23 protein-coding genes and 1 tRNA gene are annotated in these 23,648 nt (G+C 59.4%); 8 read left to right on the forward strand and 16 right to left on the reverse strand.

The window, feature by feature from the left end; genetic code table 11:
• Positions 1-65 precede the first annotated feature (65 nt).
• From ORL50_RS25705 to ORL50_RS25740, 8 genes are all read left to right on the forward strand, one after another.
• Positions 66-425 carry a DUF5064 family protein gene (locus ORL50_RS25705; RefSeq protein WP_266019147.1) on the forward strand — a complete coding sequence of 120 codons (360 nt, stop codon included), beginning with the start codon at positions 66-68 and terminating at the stop codon, positions 423-425.
• A 331-nt stretch (positions 426-756) separates the two neighbouring features.
• Entirely contained in the window at positions 757-2,265 is a 1,509-nt protein-coding gene (gene gcsR, locus ORL50_RS25710) for a transcriptional regulator GcsR (RefSeq protein WP_266019149.1), read from the forward strand.
• A gap of 436 nt (positions 2,266-2,701) precedes the next feature.
• Positions 2,702-3,085: a glycine cleavage system protein GcvH gene (gene gcvH / locus ORL50_RS25715; RefSeq protein ID WP_266019151.1), complete on the forward strand. Its 384-nt coding sequence runs from the start codon at positions 2,702-2,704 to the stop codon at positions 3,083-3,085.
• Between the two features lie 11 nt (positions 3,086-3,096).
• Entirely contained in the window at positions 3,097-5,949 is a 2,853-nt protein-coding gene (gene gcvP / locus ORL50_RS25720) for an aminomethyl-transferring glycine dehydrogenase (protein WP_266019153.1), read from the forward strand.
• A gap of 203 nt (positions 5,950-6,152) precedes the next feature.
• Positions 6,153-7,529 carry an L-serine ammonia-lyase gene (locus tag ORL50_RS25725; RefSeq protein WP_266019154.1) on the forward strand — a complete coding sequence of 459 codons (1,377 nt, stop codon included), beginning with the start codon at positions 6,153-6,155 and terminating at the stop codon, positions 7,527-7,529.
• A 42-nt stretch (positions 7,530-7,571) separates the two neighbouring features.
• Positions 7,572-8,696: a glycine cleavage system aminomethyltransferase GcvT gene (gene gcvT, locus ORL50_RS25730; RefSeq protein WP_266019156.1), complete on the forward strand. Its 1,125-nt coding sequence runs from the start codon at positions 7,572-7,574 to the stop codon at positions 8,694-8,696.
• Between the two features lie 392 nt (positions 8,697-9,088).
• Positions 9,089-9,301, forward strand: a complete 213-nt coding sequence (locus ORL50_RS25735) for a cold-shock protein (protein WP_003175786.1) — start codon at positions 9,089-9,091, stop codon at positions 9,299-9,301.
• A 95-nt stretch (positions 9,302-9,396) separates the two neighbouring features.
• Positions 9,397-9,885 (forward strand): RDD family protein, encoded by a 489-nt coding sequence (locus tag ORL50_RS25740; protein ID WP_266019170.1) that lies wholly within the window; start codon positions 9,397-9,399, stop codon positions 9,883-9,885.
• Positions 9,886-9,975: 90 nt separating this feature from the next.
• Here the strand turns inward: ORL50_RS25740 and nadA are convergent, their stop codons facing one another.
• The 16 genes from nadA to aspS all read right to left on the reverse strand — a co-directional run bounded on the left by nadA (position 9,976) and on the right by aspS (position 23,592).
• On the reverse strand, positions 9,976-11,034 hold the full coding sequence (gene nadA / locus ORL50_RS25745; protein WP_266019172.1) for a quinolinate synthase NadA: 1,059 nt from the start codon (positions 11,032-11,034) through the stop codon (positions 9,976-9,978).
• Positions 11,035-11,305: 271 nt separating this feature from the next.
• Positions 11,306-11,381, reverse strand: a tRNA-Lys gene (locus tag ORL50_RS25750).
• 63 nt (positions 11,382-11,444) lie between these two features.
• Entirely contained in the window at positions 11,445-12,137 is a 693-nt protein-coding gene (queC, locus tag ORL50_RS25755; protein WP_266019176.1) for a 7-cyano-7-deazaguanine synthase QueC, read from the reverse strand.
• A 1-nt stretch (position 12,138) separates the two neighbouring features.
• Positions 12,139-12,786 carry a 7-carboxy-7-deazaguanine synthase QueE gene (queE, locus tag ORL50_RS25760; protein WP_266019178.1) on the reverse strand — a complete coding sequence of 216 codons (648 nt, stop codon included), beginning with the start codon at positions 12,784-12,786 and terminating at the stop codon, positions 12,139-12,141.
• A 168-nt stretch (positions 12,787-12,954) separates the two neighbouring features.
• A complete protein-coding gene (ybgF, locus tag ORL50_RS25765) occupies positions 12,955-13,785 on the reverse strand; it encodes a tol-pal system protein YbgF (protein ID WP_266019180.1) in 831 nt (276 codons plus the stop codon).
• Positions 13,786-13,791: 6 nt separating this feature from the next.
• Positions 13,792-14,292, reverse strand: a complete 501-nt coding sequence (pal, locus tag ORL50_RS25770; RefSeq protein ID WP_045058224.1) for a peptidoglycan-associated lipoprotein Pal — start codon at positions 14,290-14,292, stop codon at positions 13,792-13,794.
• A gap of 52 nt (positions 14,293-14,344) precedes the next feature.
• Positions 14,345-15,625, reverse strand: coding sequence for a Tol-Pal system beta propeller repeat protein TolB (gene tolB / locus ORL50_RS25775; protein ID WP_416236047.1), 1,281 nt, complete (start codon positions 15,623-15,625; stop codon positions 14,345-14,347).
• Positions 15,626-15,642: 17 nt separating this feature from the next.
• The gene (tolA, locus tag ORL50_RS25780; RefSeq protein ID WP_266019183.1) at positions 15,643-16,722 is read right to left on the reverse strand and encodes a cell envelope integrity protein TolA; all 1,080 of its coding nucleotides are present in this window, start codon (positions 16,720-16,722) and stop codon (positions 15,643-15,645) included.
• Positions 16,722-17,174: a protein TolR gene (gene tolR, locus ORL50_RS25785; RefSeq protein ID WP_163019479.1), complete on the reverse strand. Its 453-nt coding sequence runs from the start codon at positions 17,172-17,174 to the stop codon at positions 16,722-16,724. The genes tolA and tolR overlap by 1 nt, the downstream gene beginning before the upstream one ends.
• A gap of 23 nt (positions 17,175-17,197) precedes the next feature.
• Positions 17,198-17,893, reverse strand: a complete 696-nt coding sequence (gene tolQ / locus ORL50_RS25790; RefSeq protein WP_017340467.1) for a protein TolQ — start codon at positions 17,891-17,893, stop codon at positions 17,198-17,200.
• Positions 17,883-18,350: a tol-pal system-associated acyl-CoA thioesterase gene (gene ybgC, locus ORL50_RS25795; protein WP_045058228.1), complete on the reverse strand. Its 468-nt coding sequence runs from the start codon at positions 18,348-18,350 to the stop codon at positions 17,883-17,885. Before ybgC ends, tolQ begins: the two co-directional genes overlap by 11 nt.
• A 126-nt stretch (positions 18,351-18,476) precedes the next feature.
• Positions 18,477-19,538 (reverse strand): Holliday junction branch migration DNA helicase RuvB, encoded by a 1,062-nt coding sequence (gene ruvB / locus ORL50_RS25800; RefSeq protein WP_266019186.1) that lies wholly within the window; start codon positions 19,536-19,538, stop codon positions 18,477-18,479.
• Positions 19,539-20,153: a Holliday junction branch migration protein RuvA gene (ruvA, locus tag ORL50_RS25805; RefSeq protein ID WP_122840147.1), complete on the reverse strand. Its 615-nt coding sequence runs from the start codon at positions 20,151-20,153 to the stop codon at positions 19,539-19,541.
• Positions 20,154-20,267: 114 nt separating this feature from the next.
• The gene (gene ruvC / locus ORL50_RS25810; protein WP_266019187.1) at positions 20,268-20,792 is read right to left on the reverse strand and encodes a crossover junction endodeoxyribonuclease RuvC; all 525 of its coding nucleotides are present in this window, start codon (positions 20,790-20,792) and stop codon (positions 20,268-20,270) included.
• 157 nt (positions 20,793-20,949) lie between these two features.
• Positions 20,950-21,696 (reverse strand): YebC/PmpR family DNA-binding transcriptional regulator, encoded by a 747-nt coding sequence (locus tag ORL50_RS25815; RefSeq protein WP_266019188.1) that lies wholly within the window; start codon positions 21,694-21,696, stop codon positions 20,950-20,952.
• A 120-nt stretch (positions 21,697-21,816) separates the two neighbouring features.
• A complete protein-coding gene (gene aspS, locus ORL50_RS25820; RefSeq protein WP_266019189.1) occupies positions 21,817-23,592 on the reverse strand; it encodes an aspartate--tRNA ligase in 1,776 nt (591 codons plus the stop codon).
• Between the last annotated feature and the right edge of the window lie 56 nt (positions 23,593-23,648).

Below are 23,648 nucleotides of genomic sequence, written 5' to 3' on the forward strand. Positions count from 1 at the left end.
CTTCGATGACGGAGCTAATCACGTTCATTCAAGCCGCATAAACCAACTGATAAGGAGAGATGCCAATGGCTACGTTCGAGCCCGGTCACCTGCACATCGAGCGCACAGCGCTGAACAAGGATGACTACAGCTACGCGCTGAGCATCGACTATGCAGTGACCCAGGACCCCAAGGAAGGCGAAGGCATGCTGTTCAAGATGAGCGGCACGGTACAGGGCAAGGAACTCCAGGAGGAGTTTTTCCTGCCCAAGGACCAGGCGTTCGATTTCGCCCGCCATGCCACCCGCCTCGCGCAGAAACATGGTCTGCCAAAGGAAGTCGGTGTGGGTACGGTGCACAAGGCATACGACTTGATGTTCGAAGACGTTCGGGCCCAGCTCGAGATCAAGTCCGGCGATCCGGTCAAACCTGAACACCTCGAATGACTTGTGGGAGCAAAGCTTGCTCGCGATGAACGATTAGGTGGTGTGACAGAAAAACCGAGGTGCCTGCATCGCGAGCAAGCTTTGCTCCCACAGGTGATATAGCTGACATGGCACCCAGGGCATGCTTTGCTCCCACAGGTGATATGGCTGACATGGCACCCAGGGCATGCTTTGCTCCCACAGGTGATATGGCTGACATAGCACCCAGGGCAAGCTTTGCTCCCACAGGTGATATGGCCCCCAGGGCCTGCTTTGCGCCCACGGGATTTCACCTGCGGCCCAGCCCAAGGCATACTTGCCACCCTCCGCACGCCAGAACCACAACACCCCCATGCGTATCCACGTCAGCTTCATCGACCGAGTCGGCATCACCCAGGAAGTCCTGGCATTGCTCGGCGGGCGCAATCTCAACCTGGATGCGGTGGAAATGGTTCCGCCCAACGTCTACATCGACGCACCGACCTTGAGCCCGCAAGTGCTCGAAGAGCTGCGCGATGCACTGTTCAGCGTGCGCGGCGTGCAGGCGGTGACGGTGGTGGACATCCTGCCTGGCCAGCGCCGGCACCTGCAGCTCGATGCCTTGCTGGCGGCCATGACCGACCCGGTGCTGGCGCTCGACAGTGCGGGCAACGTGTTGCTGGCCAATCCGGCACTGATTGCCCTGTACGGTCGCGAACCTGCCGGGGAAAGCGTGGCGGAGCTGTTTGCCGACTCGGGGCTGCTCGATGCGTTGCTCGAGCACGGCTTTCGCTTGCCGCTGCGCGAGATCACGGTCAATGGCCAGACCTTGCTGCTCGACGCCACGCCCATCACCGATGCCGGTGCGCTGCTGACCCTGTATCAACCCAACCGCATCGGCGAGCGTCTGTCGGCACTGCACCACGATCATGCCGAGGGCTTCGATGCGCTGCTCGGCGAATCCCCAGCGATCCGCACCCTCAAGGCCCGTGCCCAGCGCGTGGCGGCGCTGGATGCGCCGTTGCTGATCCAGGGCGAAACCGGCACCGGCAAGGAACTGGTAGCGCGCGCCTGCCACGCCATCAGCGCCCGCCACAGTTCGCCATTCCTGGCGCTGAACTGCGCAGCATTGCCGGAGAACCTCGCCGAAAGCGAGCTGTTCGGCTATGCGCCCGGGGCCTTCACCGGGGCGCAACGGGGCGGTAAACCGGGGCTGATGGAACTGGCCAACCAGGGCACGGTATTTCTCGATGAGATCGGCGAAATGTCACCCTACCTGCAAGCGAAACTCCTGCGTTTCCTGAATGACGGCAGCTTTCGGCGAGTGGGTGGCGATCGCGAAGTGAAGGTCAACGTGCGAATCCTCAGCGCGACTCATCGCGACCTGGAAAAAATGGTCAGCGAAGGTTCGTTTCGCGAAGACCTGTTCTATCGCCTCAACGTATTGAATGTTGAAGTTCCGCCGCTGCGTGAACGCGGCCAGGACATCTTGCTGCTGGCGCGCTATTTCATGCAGCAGGCCTGCGCGCAGATCCAGCGGCCAGTGTGTCGTCTGGCGCCCGGGACCTATCCGGCGCTGCTGGGCAACCGCTGGCCAGGCAACGTGCGGCAGTTGCAGAACGTGATTTTCCGCGCTGCCGCCATTTGCGAAAGCAGCCTGGTGGACATTGGCGACCTCGACATCGCCGGCACCTCGGTCGCACGCCAGAGCGACACCGAAGTGGATAGCCTGGAGCAAGCCATGGACGAGTTCGAGAAAACCCTGCTGGAAAAACTCTACGTCAGTTATCCGTCCACCCGGCAATTGGCCAGTCGCCTGCAGACTTCCCATACGGCGATCGCGCACCGGTTGCGCAAGTACGGTATTCCCAATAAGCCTTAGGTGAATTGTGATGCCTGGGCCTGTAGGAGCTGCCGAAGGCTGCGATCTTTTGACTTTGATTTTGTAGCGCCTGCGACAACATCGCAGCCTTCGGCAGCTCCTACGGATCGAGTTTTCATCTCAAAAGCTTCCAACTTGCTAAAAACGACCTTCACCTGTACTGAAAGCGCTACAGCGGAACGATATCGCTACAGTCGTCTCTGACTGCTGCTGTGCAAGGCTTTGATACAGATAGGCTTTTTTCCACGCTTAAAGCTGTAGCGATTTCGCTACACGATCTATCTTCACCCCTTCCTCCAAGTTATTTAAGCCATTGTTTTATATAGCTTTTATAACATTGGCCGCGATTTTGCTTATTACCCCTGCATAAATCAGGGCTAACGCCCCAAGCATTCAATCGCGTCCACCAGACGAGTCTGACCCCCTAGGAGTTTCCATGAGCGAGTTGCGTTTTACTGAAGATCACGAATGGCTGCGCACCGAAGCTGACGGCAGCGTCACAGTCGGCATCACCGCCTTCGCACAGAACGCCCTGGGCGACGTGGTTTTCGTACAACTGCCAGAGCTGCAGTCCTACGCAAAGGGCGCGGAAGCGGCCACTGTGGAATCGGTAAAAGCTGCCAGCGGCGTGTACATGCCGCTGGACGGTGAAGTGCTGGAAGTTAACCCGGCGCTCGACAGCAGCCCGGAACTGGTCAACGAAGATCCACTGGGTGAAGGCTGGTTCTTCCGCTTCCAGCCTACCGACGCCTCGGCTGTCGCCAAACTGCTGGATCAGGACGCCTACGACCGTCTGATCAAAGCCAACGCCGAAGCCTGAGGAGCGCTGACATGACTAACATCAATCTGACCACCGCCAACGAATTCATCGCGCGCCACATCGGCCCGCGTTCCGGCGACGAGCAAGCCATGCTCAACAGCCTCGGGTTCGACTCCCTGGAAGCCCTGAGCGCCAGCGTTATCCCGGAAAGCATCAAAGGCACCAGCGTCCTGGGCATGGACGACGGTTTGAGCGAAGCCGACGCCCTGGCCTTGATCAAAGGCATCGCGGCCAAAAACCAGCTGTTCAAAACCTATATCGGCCAGGGTTACTACGGCACCCACACGCCGTCGCCGATCCTGCGCAACCTGCTGGAAAACCCGGCCTGGTACACCGCTTACACCCCGTACCAACCGGAGATTTCCCAAGGCCGCCTGGAAGCGCTGCTGAATTTCCAGACGTTGATCAGCGACCTGACCGGCCTGCCGATCGCCAACGCCTCGCTCCTTGACGAAGCCACCGCCGCCGCCGAAGCGATGACCTTCTGCAAGCGCCTGAGCAAGAACAAAGGCAGCCACGCCTTTTTCGCCTCTGCCCATTGCCATCCGCAAACCCTCGACGTGCTGCGCACCCGTGCCGAGCCGTTGGGCATCCACGTAGTGGTCGGTGACGAGCGCGAACTGACTGACGTGACGCCGTACTTCGGTGCACTGCTGCAATACCCCGCGAGCAATGGCGACCTGTTCGACTATCGCGAGCTGACCGAACGCTTCCACGCGGCCAACGCCCTGGTGGCTGTCGCCGCTGACCTGCTGGCCCTGACCCTGCTGACTCCTCCGGGCGAATTTGGCGCCGACGTAGCCATCGGCAGCGCCCAACGTTTCGGCGTGCCGCTGGGCTTTGGTGGCCCGCACGCCGCTTACTTCTCGACCAAAGATGCGTTCAAGCGTGACATGCCGGGCCGTCTGGTCGGTGTCTCGGTGGACCGTTTCGGTAAGCCGGCCTTGCGCCTGGCGATGCAGACCCGCGAGCAACACATCCGCCGCGAGAAGGCCACGTCGAACATCTGCACCGCGCAAGTGCTGCTGGCCAACATCGCCAGCATGTACGCCGTGTACCACGGTCCGAAAGGACTGACGCAGATTGCCCAGCGCATTCATCACCTGACCGCCATCCTGGCCAAAGGCTTGAGCGCGTTGGGCCTGTGCGTCGAACAAGCGCACTTTTTCGACACCCTGACCGTCAAGACCGGCGCCAACACCGCAGCGTTGCACGACCAGGCACACGCCCGGCAGATCAACCTGCGGGTCGTCGACGCCGAGCGCCTGGGCCTGTCCCTGGACGAAACCACCGCGCAAGCAGACATCGAAACCCTGTGGGCCCTGTTCGCCGCTGGCCAGACGCTGCCGGACTTCGCCGCCCTCGCCGCGTCGATTGTCAGCACGATCCCGGCCGCGCTGGAGCGCCAGTCGCCGATCCTCAGCCACCCGGTGTTCAACCGCTATCACTCCGAAACCGAGCTGATGCGCTACCTGCGCAAGCTGGCCGACAAGGACCTCGCCCTGGATCGCACCATGATCCCGCTGGGTTCCTGCACCATGAAACTCAACGCTGCCAGCGAAATGATCCCGGTGACCTGGGCCGAATTCGGCGCCCTGCACCCGTTCGCTCCAGCCGAGCAAAGCGCCGGCTACCAGCAGCTGACCGACGAGCTGGAAGCGATGCTGTGCGCCGCCACCGGTTACGACTCGATCTCCCTGCAACCGAACGCCGGTTCACAAGGTGAGTACGCTGGCCTGTTGGCCATCCGTGCCTACCACCAGAGCCGTGGCGAAGACCGTCGCGACATCTGCCTGATCCCGTCGTCCGCCCACGGCACCAACCCGGCCACCGCTAATATGGCCGGCATGCGTGTGGTCGTGACCGCCTGCGATGCCCGCGGCAACGTTGATATCGAGGATCTGCGCGCCAAGGCGATCGAGCATCGCGAACACCTCGCCGCGCTGATGATCACCTACCCGTCGACCCACGGCGTGTTCGAGGAAGGCATCCGCGAAATCTGCGAGATCATTCACGACAACGGCGGCCAGGTGTACATCGACGGCGCCAACATGAACGCGATGGTCGGCCTGTGTGCGCCGGGCAAGTTCGGCGGCGACGTCTCCCACCTGAACCTGCACAAGACTTTCTGCATCCCCCATGGCGGTGGCGGCCCGGGCGTCGGCCCGATTGGCGTCAAATCGCACCTGACCCCGTTCCTGCCGGGCCACGCCCATATGGAACGCAAGGAAGGCGCGGTCTGCGCAGCGCCTTTCGGCAGCGCTAGCATTCTGCCAATCACCTGGATGTACATCCGCATGATGGGCGGCGCAGGCCTCAAGCGTGCTTCACAGCTGGCGATCCTGAATGCCAACTACATCTCCCGTCGTCTCGAAGAGCACTACCCCGTGCTGTACACCGGCAGCAACGGCCTGGTGGCGCACGAATGCATCCTCGACCTGCGTCCATTGAAAGACAGCAGCGGCATCAGCGTCGATGACGTGGCCAAGCGCCTGATCGACTTCGGTTTCCACGCCCCGACCATGTCGTTCCCGGTGGCTGGCACCCTGATGATCGAGCCGACCGAAAGCGAATCCAAAGAAGAACTGGACCGCTTCTGCGACGCCATGATCCGCATCCGCGAAGAAATCCGCGCGGTGGAGAACGGCACGCTGGACAAGGACGACAACCCGCTGAAGAACGCTCCGCACACTGCGGCGGAACTGGTTGGCGAGTGGTCGCATCCGTATAGCCGTGAACAGGCGGTTTACCCGGTAGCCTCGCTGATCGAGGGCAAGTACTGGCCACCGGTCGGTCGCGTCGACAACGTGTTCGGTGATCGCAACCTGGTGTGCGCCTGCCCGTCGATCGAAAGCTACGCTTAAACCTGTGTGGGGTGGGTTCGCCTGCCCCTTTTTCAAGAACACCGTAAATCCCCTTGTGGGAGCGGGCTTGCTCGCGAATGCGGTGGATCAGTTACCTCAATGTTGCCTGACCCACCTCATTCGCGAGCAAGCCCGCTCCCACAGGGGACCGTGCAAAGCACCAGATTTTGCCAATTCCCATAACAAGAAACCGGAGAACAACCATGGCTTTAAGCGTGTTCGACCTGTTCAAGATTGGCATCGGCCCTTCCAGCTCCCACACTGTCGGCCCGATGCGGGCTGCCGCTCGCTTCGCCGAAGGCTTGCGCCGTGAAGGTCTGTTGGCGGCCACCGCCTGCGTCAAGGTCGAGCTCTACGGCTCACTCGGCGCCACCGGCAAAGGCCACGGCAGCGACAAGGCCGTGTTGCTCGGCCTGGAAGGCGAACACCCGGACACCGTCAACACCGAAACTGTGGCAGCCCGTCTGCAAGGCATTCGTGGCAGTGGTCGTTTGAACCTGCTGGGTGAACACAGCATCGCGTTCAACGAAAAAGAACACCTGGCGATGATTCGCAAACCGCTGCCCTTCCACCCCAACGGCATGATTTTTCGTGCGTTCGACTCGGCAGGATTGCAAACCCGCAGCCGCGAGTACTACTCGGTCGGTGGCGGTTTTGTCGTCGACGAGGATGCAGCCGGGGCTGATCGCATTGTCGAAGACGCCACCAAACTCACTTTCCCGTTCAAGAGCGCCAAGGATCTGCTGGGGCATTGCGCCACCTACGGTCTGTCGATCAGCCAGGTGATGCTGACCAACGAAAGTGCCTGGCGCCCGGAAGCTGAGACCCGCGCTGGCCTGCTGAACATCTGGCAAGTGATGCAGGACTGTGTCGCCGCCGGTTGTCGCAATGAAGGCATCCTGCCGGGTGGCTTGAAGGTCAAGCGGCGCGCGGCGGCACTGCATCGGCAACTGTGCAAGAACCCTGAATCGTCATTGCGCGACCCGCTCTCGGTGCTGGACTGGGTCAATCTGTACGCCCTGGCGGTCAACGAAGAAAACGCCAACGGCGGACGGGTCGTGACGGCCCCCACCAACGGCGCAGCCGGAATCATTCCGGCGGTGTTGCATTACTACATGCGCTTCATTCCTGGGGCGACCGATGACGGCGTGGTGCGTTTTCTGCTCACCGCAGCGGCCATCGGCATCCTGTACAAGGAAAACGCCTCGATCTCCGGAGCCGAAGTCGGCTGCCAGGGTGAAGTCGGAGTGGCCTGTTCCATGGCGGCCGGCGCCCTGTGCGAAGTTCTAGGCGGCAGCGTGCAGCAAGTGGAAAACGCGGCGGAAATCGGCATGGAACACAACCTCGGCCTGACCTGCGACCCCATCGGCGGCCTGGTACAGGTGCCTTGCATCGAGCGCAACGCCATGGGCTCGGTCAAGGCGATCAATGCGGTACGCATGGCTCTGCGCGGCGACGGTCAGCACTTCGTCTCCCTCGACAAGGTCATCCGCACCATGCGCCAGACCGGCGCCGACATGAAAAGCAAATACAAGGAAACCGCCCGCGGCGGTCTGGCGGTCAACATTATCGAGTGCTGATGCGCGCGCATTGGCCTCTGCACATTTTTTCAGGAGCAGAACATGTCCACCGAACAATTGCTGACTACCCCGCTGCACGCCCTGCACCTCGAACTCGGGGCGCGCATGGTGCCGTTCGCCGGCTACGACATGCCAGTGCAGTACCCGCTGGGAGTGATGAAGGAACACCAGCACACACGTGATCAGGCCGGGCTGTTTGATGTCTCGCACATGGGCCAGATTCGCCTGACCGGCGCCAATGCCGCCAAGGCCCTGGAAACCCTGGTGCCGGTTGACATCATCGACCTGCCAGCAGGGATGCAGCGCTACGCGATGTTCACCAACGAGACCGGTGGCATTCTCGACGACCTGATGGTCGCCAACCTGGGTAACGACGAACTGTTCCTGGTGGTCAACGCCGCCTGCAAGGACCAGGACCTGGCGCACCTGCGCAAGCACATCGGCGAGCAATGCAGCATCGAGCCGCTGTTCGAAGAGCGCGCCCTGCTGGCCTTGCAAGGCCCTGCTGCGGTGACTGTGCTGGCTCGCCTGGCGCCTGAAGTGGCGAAAATGACCTTCATGCAGTTCAATCGTGTCCAGCTGCTGGGCGTCGAATGTTTCGTCAGCCGCTCGGGTTATACCGGCGAAGACGGTTTCGAAATCTCCGTACCGGCCGCGAATGCCGAAGCCCTGGCTCGGGCCCTGCTCGCCGAACCTGAAGTAGCCGCGATCGGCCTGGGCGCTCGCGACTCCCTGCGCCTGGAAGCCGGGCTGTGCCTCTATGGCCATGACATGAACACCGATACCACGCCGATCGAGGCCAGCCTGTTGTGGGCCATCTCCAAGCCACGGCGTGCCGATGGCGCGCGGGCCGGGGGCTTCCCGGGGGCCGAAAACATCTTTGCGCAACAACAGGGCGGAGTCAGCCGCAAGCGGGTCGGCCTGTTGCCGCAAGAACGCACGCCGGTGCGTGAAGGCGCAGAAATCGTCAACGAAGCGGGTGAAATCATTGGCAGCGTCTGCAGCGGTGGTTTTGGCCCAACCTTGGGCGGTCCGCTGGCCATGGGTTACCTGGACACGGCTTACGTTGCGCTGGACACACCCGTATGGGCGATTGTTCGTGGGAAAAAGGTGCCTTTGCTTGTAAGCAAAATGCCATTCGTTGCGCAACGCTACTATCGCGGTTGATTGACTGTTTCTATAAGTAACGCGGTTGCGTTAACAGTGCACTAATGTGTAACGCAACCGCCATAAAACAGTGCAACCGTTCGATAATGAACTTCGCTTATAACGATCGAAAACAATTGAACAACGCTATCGAATAAGCCTGCACTAGTGGGCCGACTAAGAGCCCCAAGCTGAGCAAAACCGGGCCCCTCACAGGGGCTTGTTTTTTATTGGCTAGTTGGCGTAGAGTTTGTTCACTGTGTTTGCATGGGTCGCTTGGAATCGTGACCTGGGCAGTAGCCTACAAGTTAGCTACATCCCGTTCGACGTCTTCTTACTCTCCTGCAACCAGCCCCAGTACTCTTTCACGAGAAAGAGGCTGTCATTAATTTTTGCGTCAAAGGAAATAAGAAATGTCCCAACGTCAGAGCGGTACCGTCAAGTGGTTTAACGACGAGAAAGGTTTTGGTTTTATCACTCCAGAAAGCGGTCCGGATCTGTTCGTGCATTTCCGCGCTATTCAGGGCAACGGCTTCAAGAGCCTGAAAGAAGGCCAGAAAGTGACTTTCGTTGCTGTACAGGGCCAGAAAGGCATGCAGGCTGACGAAGTACAGGCAGAAGCTTAATCTTCTGTAACGAAAAAGCCCCTGATGCTGACATCAGGGGCTTTTTTGTGCGCGCAAATCCGTAAAATGAGTTCTTTTTTCGCCGAGAACCTGCCATGTCGAAACACCTGCTGAAGCCCCAGGGCGATTTTCCCGCCGCTGGCCTGGGTCGTCGTCTGGCAGCAATGTTCTATGACTTCCTGCTGTGCACTGCGCTGCTGATCGTCACCAGTGGTATCTACAAGATGATCCAGATGGCAATCATCGGCGAGGACCGCATGCGCACCCTGACCGAGGCCGGAGCATTGGATGGTGATCCGCTGCTCTCCACCCTGCTGCTGTTCGTGCTGTTCGGGTTTTTTGCCAAGTTCTGGACCTGGTCGGGTCAGACCCTGGGCATGCAGGTGTGGGGCATTCGGGTGCAGAACGCGGACGGCTCATCGATCAGCCTGTGGCAGGCACTGTTACGCTTCGTGGTGTCGATTGCTTCGCTGCTGTGCGTGGGCCTGGGTTTCATCTGGTCGTTGTTCGACAAGCAGAAACGCAGTTGGCATGACATGTATTCGGAAACGCAGCTGGTGCGGATTCCGAAGAAACAGAGGTAAGCGCAAAAAAGATCGCAGCCTTCGGCAGCTCCTACAAGGTTTGTGAGCACCTGTAGGAGCTGCCGAATGCTGCGATCTCTTGATCTTGCTTTAAGCGTTACCAGCCAACTTCATACGCGCTGCCTGGGTAAAATCGAGCATGCGCTTCAGCGGTCGAATCGCCTGGGGAATCAGCGCCGGATCGACAAAGATCTCGTTGCTCCCCTCCTTCAAGCTCTTCAGCACGCGCTCAAGCGTATTCATCGCCATCCACGGGCAATGCGCGCAACTACGGCACGCTGCGCCGTTACCGGCCGTAGGGGCTTCAATGAACACCTTGTCCGGGCACAGCTGCTGCATTTTGTAGAAGATGCCACGGTCGGTAGCCACGATCAGCGTCTTGTTCGGCAAGCTCTGCGCCGCGGCAATCAGCTGGCTGGTGGAACCTACCGCGTCCGCCAGCTCGATGACCGAAGTCGGCGACTCCGGGTGCACCAGGATGGCCGCATCCGGGTACAGCGCCTTCATATCCTCGAGCTGCTTGGACTTGAACTCTTCGTGGACGATGCAGGCACCGTCCCACAGCAGCATGTCTGCACCGGTCTTGCGCTGGATGTAAGTCCCCAGGTGTTTATCCGGGCCCCAGATGATGGTCTCGCCGTTATCCATCAGGCTCTCGACGATTTCCAGCGCGCAGCTGGAAGTCACCACCCAGTCGGCCCGGGCCTTGACCGCCGCCGAGGTGTTGGCATACACCACCACGGTACGTTCCGGGTGCTGATCGCAGAACGCCGAAAACTCGTCCACCGGGCAACCCAGGTCCAGCGAGCAAGTCGCTTCCAGGGTCGGCATCAGCACGCGTTTTTCGGGGTTGAGGATCTTCGCGGTTTCGCCCATGAACTTGACGCCGGCGACCACTACGGTCTTGGCCGGATGAGCATTGCCGAAACGGGCCATCTCCAGGGAGTCGGAGACGCAGCCTCCAGTCTCTTCGGCCAGCGCCTGGATAACCGGATCACAATAGAAGTGGGCGACCAGCACTGCGTCCTGAGCCTTGAGCTCGGCGGCGATGGCGGCGCGATAATAGGCCTCTTCCTCGGCGGTCAGCGGTTTGGGCTGCTTGGCGTCGAGATGGGCTTGAACCAGAAGGCGTTCGGAAATCTGCGTCATGTTCGCAAGACCTGCAAGCGCTTGCGCGCGAAAGTCGAGTATACACCCGGCTCCGGACCCCTTTGAGGGTACCGCCGGGAAAGTGAGTATTCATCAGGCACGGACAACGGTGGAGCTGCGCAAGGCTACAGAATATCCAGTGGATGCAAAAGATCATTCTGCCCTGCACCGCTGCCGACCCCAGCAGGGCCGGAGTCAAATCGCGGGCAAAAAAAAATCCGGAAATCCTCACTTGCGTGGGCCTTCCAGACTTTTAAAACTGCTACAAAAATGGTGGGTCGTGTGGGATTCGAACCTACGACCAATTGGTTAAAAGCCAACTGCTCTACCAACTGAGCTAACGACCCGCTGTGTGGTGGCGCGTATAATACTGATTTTTAAGGACTATTCAACACCTAATTTGAAATAAATCAAAAATAAGGTGTTGGGTCGCTGATTCCGGCCGCCGCGAAGCCTTCTGCACGCAGTCGGCAGCTGTCGCACTTGCCGCACGCGAGGCCGTTATCGTCCGCTTGATAGCAGGAAACCGTCAGGGCGTAATCGACACCCAGCTTTACGCCGGCCTGGACGATCTGCGCCTTGCTCAGGTTCTGCAGGGGCGCCTGGATGCGGAACCCATTGCCTTCCACACCGGCCTTGGTCGCCAGGTTGGCCATGCGCTCGAAGGATTCGATGAACTCGGGGCGGCAATCCGGATAACCGGAGTAATCGACGGCATTTACGCCGATGAAGATATCCCGCGCGCCCAACACTTCAGCCCAGCCCAGCGCGAGAGACAGGAACACCGTGTTGCGTGCAGGAACGTAAGTGACCGGAATGCCTTCACCGGCCTCCTCCGGGATATCGATACTGCTGTCGGTCAAAGCCGAGCCGCCCATGCCATTCAGGTTCAACCCGATGACCTTGTGCTCGACCACGCCCAGATCCCGCGCGACGCGTGCGGCAGCATGCAGTTCGGCATGGGAGCGCTGGCCGTAGTCGAAACTCATGGTGTAGCAGCTGTAACCATCGGCTCGGGCCATGGCCACCACAGTTGCCGAATCGAGGCCACCGGACAGGAGGATTACCGCACGTTTTTCTGCAGAGTTCAGTTGTTCAGTCATGTCAGCGCCCCGGCTCGTCATTCCATAGATATTTATGCAGCTGCAGTTGCAGGCGCACTGGCAGGTTGTCCGCCACCACCCAGTCAGCCAGTTCCCGAGCATTCAGGTCATGGTGGCTGGGGGAAAACAGGACCTCGCCGGCTCGCCGATCCAAGCCGTATTGAATCAGCTTGGACACGGCCCAGTCGTAGTCTTCACGGGAACAGATGACAAACTTCACCTGATCGTTGGGTGTCAGCAGCTCGATATTTTCGTAGCGGTTGCGGTGCGCTTCCTTCGAGCCCGGGGTTTTCAGGTCGACCACGCGGCTCACCCGGGGATCCACTGCCGAGATGTCGAGAGCTCCACTGGTTTCCAGCGAAACTTCGTAACCGGCATCGCACAAGCGCTTGAGCAGAGGGATGGCGTTGGGCTGCGCGAGCGGCTCGCCGCCGGTGACGCACACGTACCGCGGACGAAAGCCGGCTACTTGCTCAATGATGTCATCGAGCGGGCGAACCGTGCCGCCAGTGAAGGCGTAGGCGCTGTCACAGTATTGGCAACGCAATGGACAACCGGTTAGGCGCACAAAAACAGTGGGCAGCCCGGCCGTCCGCGTTTCACCCTGCAACGAGTAAAATACTTCGGTGATTCTCAATGTGTCTTGCATAGTCGCCACGGGCGTAACAGCTAAACAGGCTGTCCGCCTCCGTCAGGCACTTGATGGAACCCCGCCAACGCGCGAATCCCAAAAAGCGGTATTTCAGAAAAAAGGGCGTGAATTCTAACGAAAAAACCCGCAGCAAGTGCGGGTTTCTTCAAAACGGGTCAAGCCAGCTTACATTCGCTGCAAGTCACGCTGGGCCAGCTGCGCGGCAGAAGTCCCAGGATACTGGGCAACCACCTGTTGCAAAATGCCCTTTACCTTGTCGGTATGACCCAGGCGGCGTTCTACGTCAGCGAGCTTGTACAGCGAGTCAGGCACCTTCGCGTGCTTGGGGTACAGTTGCGAAACCTTGGCGAACGCTTGACCCGCACCTTGCAGGTCGCCTTTGGCCAGGTTCACTTCGCCCAACCAGTATTGGGCATTACCCGCGTACTGGCTGTTCGGGTACTTGCGCAGGAAAGCGGCAAAGGCCTGGCTGGCCTTGTCGAAATCCTTGGCCTTGATCAGGTCGAAGGCTGCATCGTAATACAGCTTTTCCTTCGCCGGGTCGGCCGGTTCAGTACCTGCGGCCGGAGCCTGAGCGGCAGCCGCTCCAGCACCTGCTGCTGCACCGGGGGCGTTCAAATCGCCACCGGTGGAAGAATTTTCAGGAGTTGCGGCGGGTGTAACGCCGGTTCCAATGCGCCGATCAAGATCCTGGTATCGCTCCAGGCTTTCCTGCTTCATGCGCGCTACATCGTTTTGCAGAACTTCGATGATGCCTTGTTGGCGCGAGATCTGCTCCTGCATGGATTGCAGTTGGTTGAACAGCTCGCCCTGTGCCGAGACAGGGGCCGAAACCCCTCCCCCGGCATAGGCGCCGTTCGTACCGTAACCTGCAGGCGGATAACTACTCCCGCTATTGCCGGAGTTGTTGTTATCGACCACAGGAACCGCAGCCCACACCGCAAGCGGTGCGAGGCTGAGAGCCAGAACAGTTACAGCACGACGGCACGTTCGCATGACGAATTACTTACGCAGTTCGACGCGACGGTTTTGAGCCCAGGACTGCTCGTCGTTGCCGGTAGCAACTGGACGCTCTTCGCCGTAGGAAACCAGTTCCAGCTGAGCTGGGGAAACGCCTTGCAGTACCAGGTAGCGCTGAACGGCTTTCGCACGACGCTCGCCCAGTGCCATGTTGTACTCACGAGTACCACGTTCGTCGGTGTTACCTTCCAGAACAACGCGAGCGCCGTTAGCTTTCAGGTCCTTCGCGTGAACGTCCAGAGCGCGCATGGCTTCTGGCTTCAGGTCCGAACTGTCGTATTCGAAGTAGAAAGTGGTGATCGCGCGCAGAGCAGCTTCTTCGCTCAGGGAGCCGTCAACTGCACCAGTGTTAGCGCCGTAACCAGCGTTTGGATCAACAGCAGCGCCTTCACCGGCATTGTCGCCGCCTTTAGACGAGCAACCTACAGCTACAGCCATGGCCAGAGCCAGCGCAGCAAATTTACCAAACTTCAGCATTTCCATCGTGAAACTCCTAATGAACCCCAGTGTGTTAAGTAAAACGTAAAGCGCCGCGTCAGTTCAGGTAAGGGGACCAGGAAGGTTCTCTGACTTCGCCTTGTGCGGTAGGAAGCGGGAGCCTTACGCGTCCATTAATGGACACGAGCATCAAGACTCCCCGGCCCTGCTGGCGGGTGGCGTAGATTACCATGGTGCCGTTGGGCGCAACAGTAGGCGACTCGTCCAGAGTGCTATCAGTGAGGATCTTTACACTACCGCGTTGCAAATCCTGGGCCGCCACCTTGAAATTGGTGAAGCCTTCCTGGCGATGGATCATTACCAGGGTCTTTTCATCAGCCGACAATTTAGGGTTGGCGTTGTAGTTACCGATGAAGGTCACACGCTCCGCACCACCACCGCCTGCGCTGGTTTTGTAGATCTGTGGCTTGCCGCCACGGTCCGAGGTGAAGTAGATGGTCGAACCATCTTTACCCCAGAACGGCTCGGTGTTGATGCCGGGACCGTTAGTGACGCGGGTGATTTGACGCGAACCCAGGTTCATCACGTAGATGTCCGGATTGCCGTCCTTGGACAGCACGAATGCCAGGCGATTGCCATCCGGAGACCACGCTGGCGCGCCATTGAGGCCTTCGAAGTTGGTGATCTGCTCACGACGGCCAGTGTCGATGTTCTGCATGAAGATGCGCGGACGCTTCTGCTCGAACGAGACATAAGCGATGCGCTTGCCATCCGGTGCGAAACGCGGCGACAGGATTGGCTCGCGCGATTGCAGCAGGGTCACGGCACGGGCGCCGTCATAGTCCGAACGTTGCAGGGTGTAGCGAGTGTTCTTTTCGGAGAAACGCTCGGCAGTTACGTACAGCAGGCGAGTCGAGAAAGCACCCTTGATACCGGTGAGTTTTTCGAACGACTGGTCAGCGATGTAGTGCGACATGTCGCGCAGTTGGTCAACGCTGCCCGACACGCTGCCAGTCAGCACTTGCTGCTCGGTGGCGACGTTGAACAGTGCGTACTGAACCTGCAGGCGACCGCCCGCCGGAGCGATGCTGCCGACCATGACGTATTGGGCGCCCAGCGCCTTGAAGTCACGGTAGATGATTTCGCTGGCCTGGCTCGGCTGGCTGATCATGTTCTGTTTCGGGATCGGCGAGTAGTAACCCGAGTTGCGCAGGTCGTTACCGATGATCTCGGCCATATCGTCCGGCAGCACGCTGCCGCCCTGGTTGGCAAACGGAACAACTGCGATCGGGGTAGCCCGATCGCTGCCGCTGGTAACCAGAATGTTTTTCTCATCTGCCATCGCCATCCCTGCCAGGCAGCAGATAGCGACAAGCATTCCTCGAAGAAGGTTTCTCACAAGGCTAGATCCTCAGGTGTGAATGTCATCTTGAATGAACGATACGGAGCGAAATCGCTCGGCTTCATTCCCTGCATTTCTGTCAAACGTCCAATATTCTTGACCGCCGCCACTGCCGAAGCATCGAACGGACCATCTCCGCTTGATCTGCCGACGGTGACCGAGGTCACTGTTCCATCCGGCAACATGCCGATTTGCAACACGACCGTCATGCCTTTGCGTGCCGAAGGTGGGCGAGCCCAGCCCTCTGCTGCGCGTGCACGAATCAGGTCATCGAAACTGCCGGCGACTTCGTCACCCTGCTCGTCCGCCAAGGCCTGCTGACGTTGCGGCGTGTCGGAAAGCAGATCCGCCAAGGCCTGGGCCTTTTTGTCTTCGGCAGACTTACGTGCCGCTTCCTGCGATTTCTTCTTCGCAGCATCGGCAGCAGCTTTCTTCTTCGCGTCTTCGGCGACTTTCTTCTTCGCCTCTTCAGCGTCGGATTTCTTCTTGGCGTCTTCTGCGGCTTTCTTCTTCGCGTCTTCGACGATCTTTTTCTTGGCTTCTTCAGCGGCCGCTTTCTTGGCCTCTTCTTCAGCAGCCTTCTTGGCTTCTTCTTCAGATTTCTTCTTGGCTATATCAGCCAATTGTTTCTCTTCAGCCTTTTTGGCTTCGGCGGTCTTTTTGGCTTCGTCGGCTTTCTTGGCTTCATCAGCCTTTTTCGCCTCTTCCGCTTTCTTGGTCTCGTCGGCCTTCTTGGATTCTTCGGCTTTTTGAGCCGCATCTTCCTTCTTTTGTTCCGCAGCCTTTATGGCTTCCTGCTCGATCTTCTTCTGCTCCATCTGCTCGACTTCGGTCTGGCGCGCGGCGGATTTCTTCGCCTCACCCGCAATCTTCTGATTGGTCTGGGTGGTCGCCTGACTTTTCGATTTCAGCTGGTACAGGGTCGCCTGGACGATCGGCCTGGCCGGCGGCAGTTCCGGGGTCATGGCAAAGCTGACAAACAACATGCCAAATACCAGCACGTGCAAGCCAATCGCCCAGACGCTAGGCCAGAAGTAGCTTTCCGAGGCTGTCGGCTCTCGTTGTTGCTGCATCAGGGCGCCTCGGTAATCAAGCCAACATTACCGACCCCGGCTTTCTGGAGACCGCCCATGGCGCCCATGACCGATCCATAATCGACGGTCTTGTCGCCTCGAATGAAGACCTGGGTCTGCTTGCCGCCTTCAGTACCGGCACGAATGATCTTGGTCACCGCGTCGGTCATCTGCGGCAAGGTCATGGCCTTGTCCTGCTGTTTCTGGGTGTCGACTTCGCTGCCAAGGTTCCAGTAATAGGTCTTGTCAGCCTTGATCGAAATGGTCAGGACCTGAGTATTGTTGTCCTGCGGCAAGGCTTCGCTGGAAACCTTGGGCAGATCAACTTTCACGCCCTGATTGAGCATCGGCGCGGTCACCATGAAGATGACCAGCAGCACCAGCATCACGTCGATGTAGGGCACTACGTTCATCTCGGCGACCGGCTTGCGCTTTTTGCGAGCTCGAGCGATTAAAGCCATTGGAAATTACCTGCTTATTCTTCGCTGGTGTGCACTTTGCGGTGCAGGATCGCCTGGAATTCATCGGCGAAGGTGTAGTAGCGGCTGATCAGCGTTTCGCTGCGGGCAGCAAACCGGTTGTAGGCGATAACGGCTGGAATCGCGGCGAACAGGCCGATCGCGGTGGCGATCAGGGCTTCGGCAATACCCGGGGCTACGGTGGCCAGGGTCGCTTGCTGGGCAGTGGCCAGGCCGCGGAAGGAGTTCATGATGCCCCAGACCGTACCGAACAGACCGATGTACGGGCTCACGGAACCTACAGTGGCGAGGAACGGCAGGCTCTGCTCGAGCTTTTCTTCCTCGCGGGAGATCGCTACGCGCATGGCTCGGGCCACACCTTCCATGACTGCTTCAGGATCTACGCCTGGCTGCTGGCGCAGACGGGAGAACTCCTTGAAACCGGCGCGGAAGATCTGCTCGACGCCCGAATCCGGATCAGGGTTGCTGCCGGCCTGACGGTAGAGTTTGGACAGGTCGATACCCGACCAGAAGCGCTCCTCGAAGCTCTCCAGGGCACGTCGACCGGCGCGCAGCAGGTTGCTGCGCTGAAAGATCATGATCCATGAGGTGACCGATGCGGCTACCAGGATCAGCATTACCAGTTGCACCACAATACTGGCATTGCTGACCAGGCTCCACATGGAGGAATGGTCGACGACGTTAGCTTCCACGCTTTATCTCCTGCTTTGAGTGAGTACCCGCGCCGCTCACGTCGGCAAAGGCCGCACGTAGAGCTTCGGGAATGGCCCGGGGTTTTAAACTTTCAGTGCGCACACAGGCCACCAGAAACTGCCCTTCGCAGAGCAGCACATTATCCGTAGCCCGCCTGACCTGCTGCTTGAAACGCAGGCTGGCACGGTTCAATTCGCTTACTTCAGCGCTTACCAGCAGCTCGTCATCCAGTCGCGCCGGCGCGTGGTAACGCGCTTCGCTGGAATGCACGACGAATAACAGGTCCTCCCCTGCCAGCTGGGATTGGGCAAAGCCCAGCTCCCGGAGCCGCTCGGTTCGAGCCCGTTCCATAAACTTGAGGTAATTAACGTAATACACGATGCCACCCGCATCGGTGTCTTCGTAATAAACGCGACACCGATGTGCGAAAGGCCCAAGCCCGTTTTGCGCGCGCATACTCTAGTGCTTACTCCTCAGGTTGCCAATCCGGCCAGGCAACTGTTTTTCATTGTTCTGCGGCTTTATCGCGAAAGCACGGTCCTCAGACAGCACAAACCCCGAATTGATCAGCCCGCAAAGTGATTAATCGTCAACTGCATCGAGGAATTCGTCTACCACGGGCATCTCACCCAATCGTGACGGAATGTTTAAACCGAAGTGCAGGTAGGCGTGCCGTGTCACCACGCGCCCCCGGGGAGTGCGCATGATGTAGCCCTGCTGGATCAGGTACGGCTCAAGGACGTCCTCGATGGTATGACGCTCTTCGCTGATGGCTGCAGCCAGGCTGTCGACACCGACCGGGCCACCGTCGAATTTCTCGATCATGGTCAGCAGCAGGCGCCGATCCTGATGGTCGAAGCCGCGCTCGTCGACATCCAGCAGGTTCAAGGCCAGGTCGGCGATCGGCTTGGTGATATGCCCCTTGGCCCGCACTTCGGCGAAGTCACGTACCCGTCGCAACAGGCGGTTGGCGATTCGTGGAGTGCCCCGGGCCCGGCGGGCTATTTCAAAAGCGCCTTCGGGGTCGAGCGGCAGGCCGAGGATATTCGCCGAACGGCCGACAATCGTGGCCAGGTCCGCAGTGCTGTAGAACTCCAGGCGCTGCACGATACCGAAGCGGTCGCGTAGCGGATTGGTCAACATGCCGGCCCGTGTGGTGGCACCCACCAGGGTGAAAGGCGGCAGGTCGAGCTTGATCGAGCGCGCAGCGGGCCCTTCGCCGATCATGATGTCCAGCTGAAAATCTTCCATGGCCGGATACAGCACTTCTTCGACAATCGGCGACAGGCGATGGATTTCATCGATGAACAGCACGTCGTGCGGCTCAAGATTGGTCAACAGCGCGGCCAGGTCTCCCGGGCGCTCAAGCACGGGGCCCGAAGTACTCTTGATCGACACCCCCATTTCCTGGGCGATGATATTGGCCAGGGTGGTTTTACCCAGGCCCGGAGGACCGAAGATCAATGTATGGTCCAGGGATTCATTGCGCCCGCGCGCAGCCTGGATGAACAGCTCCATCTGCTCGCGAACGGTCGGCTGACCGATGTATTCGGCCAGGCTGACCGGACGGATCGCCCGGTCCTGGACCTCTTCGCGATCCCGCGGGCCGGGTGCGGCTGTAATCAGACGATCAGCTTCAATCACTTAAATCATTCCCTTCAGGGCGCGACGTATCAGGTCTTCACTGCTCAAACCTTTCTCCTTGATCGCGGAAATCGCCTTGCTGGCCTCCTGGGGTTTATAGCCCAGGGAAATCAGCGCACTCACCGCGTCAGTTTCGGCACTGGCCACTGGCGCCACATCCGGGCCGCCTGGCTGGTTCGGTACCAGGGCGAACATCGCCGGCACGGTTTCCCACGCCTTGAAGCGGTCCTTGAGTTCCACCAGCAGACGCTCGGCAGTTTTCTTGCCGACGCCCGGCACCTTGGTCAGTGCCGAGGTGTCCTGGGACTGCACGCAGCGCACCAGTTCATCAACTTCCAGGCTCGACATCAAGGCCAGCGCCAGCTTCGGCCCCACACCATTGAGACGGATCAACTCGCGAAAAAAGTCTCGCTCACGCTTGCTGGCGAAACCATAGAGTAACTGCGCGTCTTCGCGTACGACCAAATGGGTGTGCAGCGTCAGCGGTTCGCCGACCGACGGCAGGCGATACAACGTGGTCATGGGCACTTCCAGCTCATACCCCAGACCATTTACATCCAGAATCAGGTGCGGCGGCTGTTTCTCAGCCAGTGTGCCGCGCAAGCGTCCAATCACGTTTCAGATCCTTGAGCGTTGGCCAGTACAGGGCTGGCGACTGACAGGACAAGGGTTTCACACCGGCAACACAGGCGCAGGCCCCTTGATCCTGAAAAAGATGTGCTGATGCTATCAGAGACGCAGGCGCCCGCCACGACTGCGTGCCGTTCCCAGGCCGTGGGGCAGCAGGCTGGAGCGGGTGTGGGCATGGCAAATGGCTATAGCCAGGGCGTCCGAGGCATCGATTTGCGGCTTGCTGGTCAGTTTGAGCATGTGCATGACCATCATTTGCACCTGCTCTTTGTTCGCTGCGCCAGTTCCGGTAACTGCCTGCTTGACCTGGGTGGCGGTGTATTCGGCAATTTCCAGGTTCTCCTCGGCGCCGGCCACGATCGCCGCACCGCGAGCCTGGCCCAGCTTCAATGCCGAGTCGGCGTTACGGGCCATGAACACCTTTTCGATGCCCATTGTTATCGGGCCATAGGTCTGGATAACTTCGCGCACTCCGCGATAGACGATTTGCAGACGCTCGTGCAGTTCGCCGGAACCGGTGCGAATGCAGCCCGACGCCACGTACACGCAACCACGCCCGGTATCGCGTACCACGCCATAACCGGTAATGCGCGAACCGGGGTCGATACCAAGGATTAAAGTCATAACGCCTGCGGTTTGGGTAGGAGCACGGTAATCGGCATAGCGAATAATAAATGTGGGAGCGGGCTTGCTCGCGAAAGCGGTTCATATTCAGCAACGATGTCGCCTGAAAATCCGCATTCGCGAGCAAGCCCGCTCCCACAATGGAACCTGGTCGCCCTCAACCCAGCTGTGCGGCAACCGATTCCGGGATGTCCGCGTTGGAATAGACGTTCTGCACGTCATCCAGGTCTTCCAGCATGTCGAGCAGCTTGAGCACTTTTTCGGCGCCCTCCAGGTCCAGTTCGGCGCTGGTGGTCGGCAACATCACGATTTCCGCGTCATCGCCTTTGAAACCACCAGCTTCCAGCGCGTTACGCACTGAGTAGAAGCCGGCAAACGAGGTAAACACGTCGATGGAACCGTCTTCGTTGGTGACCACGTCATCAGCGTCGGCTTCCATCGCCGCTTCGATCAGCGCGTCCTCATCAACACCTGGCGCGAAGGAAATCTGCCCTTTGCGTTCAAACAGGTAGGCCACCGAGCCATCAGTGCCCAGGTTGCCGCCACACTTGCTGAACGCGTGACGCACAGCGGCGGCAGTGCGATTGCGGTTGTCGGTCATGCACTCGACCATCACCGCTACGCCACCCGGACCGTAACCCTCGTAGGTCAGCTCGACCATATCGTCGGTATCGGCAGCGCCGGCGCCCCGCGCCACCGCGCGATCGATGATGTCGCGACTCATGTTCGCCCCGAGAGCCTTGTCCAGCGCCAGGCGCAGACGCGGGTTGGAACCTGGATCAGCGCCGCCCTGGCGGGCAGCAACGGTCAGTTCACGAATCCACTTGGTGAAGATCTTGCCTTTCTTGGCATCCTGACGTTCTTTGCGGTGCTTGATGTTCGCCCACTTGGAATGACCCGCCATAACTCGCTCCGAATTCACTTTTGCAACGTTGCCCGCCACGCGAATTGCGTCGGCCAGCAAATGAAAATCTAGACCTAAAGAAAAGGCGCACCCCGTAAGGATGCGCCTTGTCGGCCAGCCTTACTCGGCTTTCGGCGTTTCGCGCAGACGAATGTGCAATTCGCGCAATGCCTTGGCATCTACTGCACCCGGAGCCTGGGTCATGACATCGGCCGCGCTCTGGGTTTTCGGGAAAGCAATCACTTCACGGATCGACTGGGCGCCGGTCATCAGCATCACCAAACGGTCGAGACCGAAAGCCAGACCACCGTGCGGCGGCGCGCCGTATTTCAGGGCGTCGAGCAGGAAGCCGAACTTCTCTTCCTGTTCCGCTTCGTTGATACCCAACAGGCGGAACACGGTCTGCTGCATTTCCTTGCGGTGGATACGGATCGAACCGCCACCCAGCTCGGTGCCGTTCAAAACCATGTCGTAGGCGCGGGACAGAGCGGTTGCCGGGTTGGCTTCCAGCTCTTGCGGCGTGCACTTCGGCGCGGTGAACGGGTGGTGCAGCGCAGTGAAGCTGCCGTCGTCGTTCTCTTCGAACATCGGGAAGTCGACCACCCACATCGGCGCCCACTTGCAGGTCAGCAGGTTCAGGTCGTTACCGACCTTGATCCGCAGCGCGCCCAGGGCTTCGCTGACAATCTTGGCTTTGTCGGCACCGAAGAACACGATGTCGCCGTCAACCGCGCCAACGCGATCGAGGATCACATTGAGGTTGGCTTCTGGAATGTTCTTGACGATAGGCGACTGCAGGCCTTCGACGCCTTTGGCGCGCTCGTTGACCTTGATGTACGCCAGGCCTTTTGCACCGTAGATGCCGACGAACTTGGTGTAGTCGTCGATCTGCTTGCGCGGCATGCTCGCGGCACCAGGAACGCGCAGTGCAGCAATCCGGCACTTCGGATCGTTGGCCGGGCCGCTGAAGACTTTGAAATCAACTTCTTTCAGTTGGTCGGCAACGTCAACCAGTTCCAGCGGGTTACGCAGGTCCGGCTTGTCGGAACCGTAACGGCGCATGGCTTCTTCGAAGGTCATGTGCGGGAATTCGCCAAATTCCAGATCCAGCACTTCCTTGAACAGGTTGCGGATCATTTTTTCGGTGATGCCCATGATCTCTTTTTCATCGAGGAAACTGGTCTCGATGTCGATCTGGGTGAATTCCGGCTGGCGGTCAGCGCGCAGGTCTTCGTCACGGAAGCACTTGGCAATCTGGTAGTAGCGGTCGAAGCCAGCGACCATCAGCAGTTGCTTGAACAGCTGTGGCGATTGCGGCAACGCGAAGAAGGAACCGGCGTGGGTACGGCTCGGGACCAGATAGTCGCGAGCGCCTTCTGGCGTGGCGCGGGTCAGGATCGGCGTCTCGACGTCGAGGAAACCGTTCTCGTCCAGGAAGCGACGGATGCTGGTGGTCATGCGCGAGCGCAGACGCAGCTTCTCAAGCATTTCCGGGCGACGCAGGTCGAGGAAGCGATAACGCAGGCGGGTTTCTTCGCCAACGTCGGAGAACTCGTTGAGCGGGAACGGCGGAGTTTCCGCTTCGTTCAACACTTCCAGTTCGTAGCCCAGCACTTCGATCATGCCCGACGCCATGTTGGCGTTGGTGGCACCGGCCGGACGCAGGCGCACCTTGCCGGTAACCTTGACCACGTATTCGCTGCGCACACGGTCGGCGGCGGCGAAGGTTTCAGCGCGGTCCGGGTCGAACACCACTTGGGCCAGACCGTCACGATCACGGATATCGAGGAAAATCACCCCACCGTGGTCACGGCGACGGTGAACCCATCCGCAAAGGGTAATTTCCTGGCCTTCCAGGGCTTCGTTCAGTTGGCCGCAATAATGGCTGCGCATCATGGTAGTGGTTTCACTTCTCGTAATTCGAAATTCGGTTGGAGGTCTTGTTCATAGCA

The sequence above is a fragment of the Pseudomonas sp. RIT-562 genome (assembly GCF_026241895.1).
GTDB classification, from domain to species: Bacteria; Pseudomonadota; Gammaproteobacteria; order Pseudomonadales; family Pseudomonadaceae; genus Aquipseudomonas; species Aquipseudomonas mandelii_F.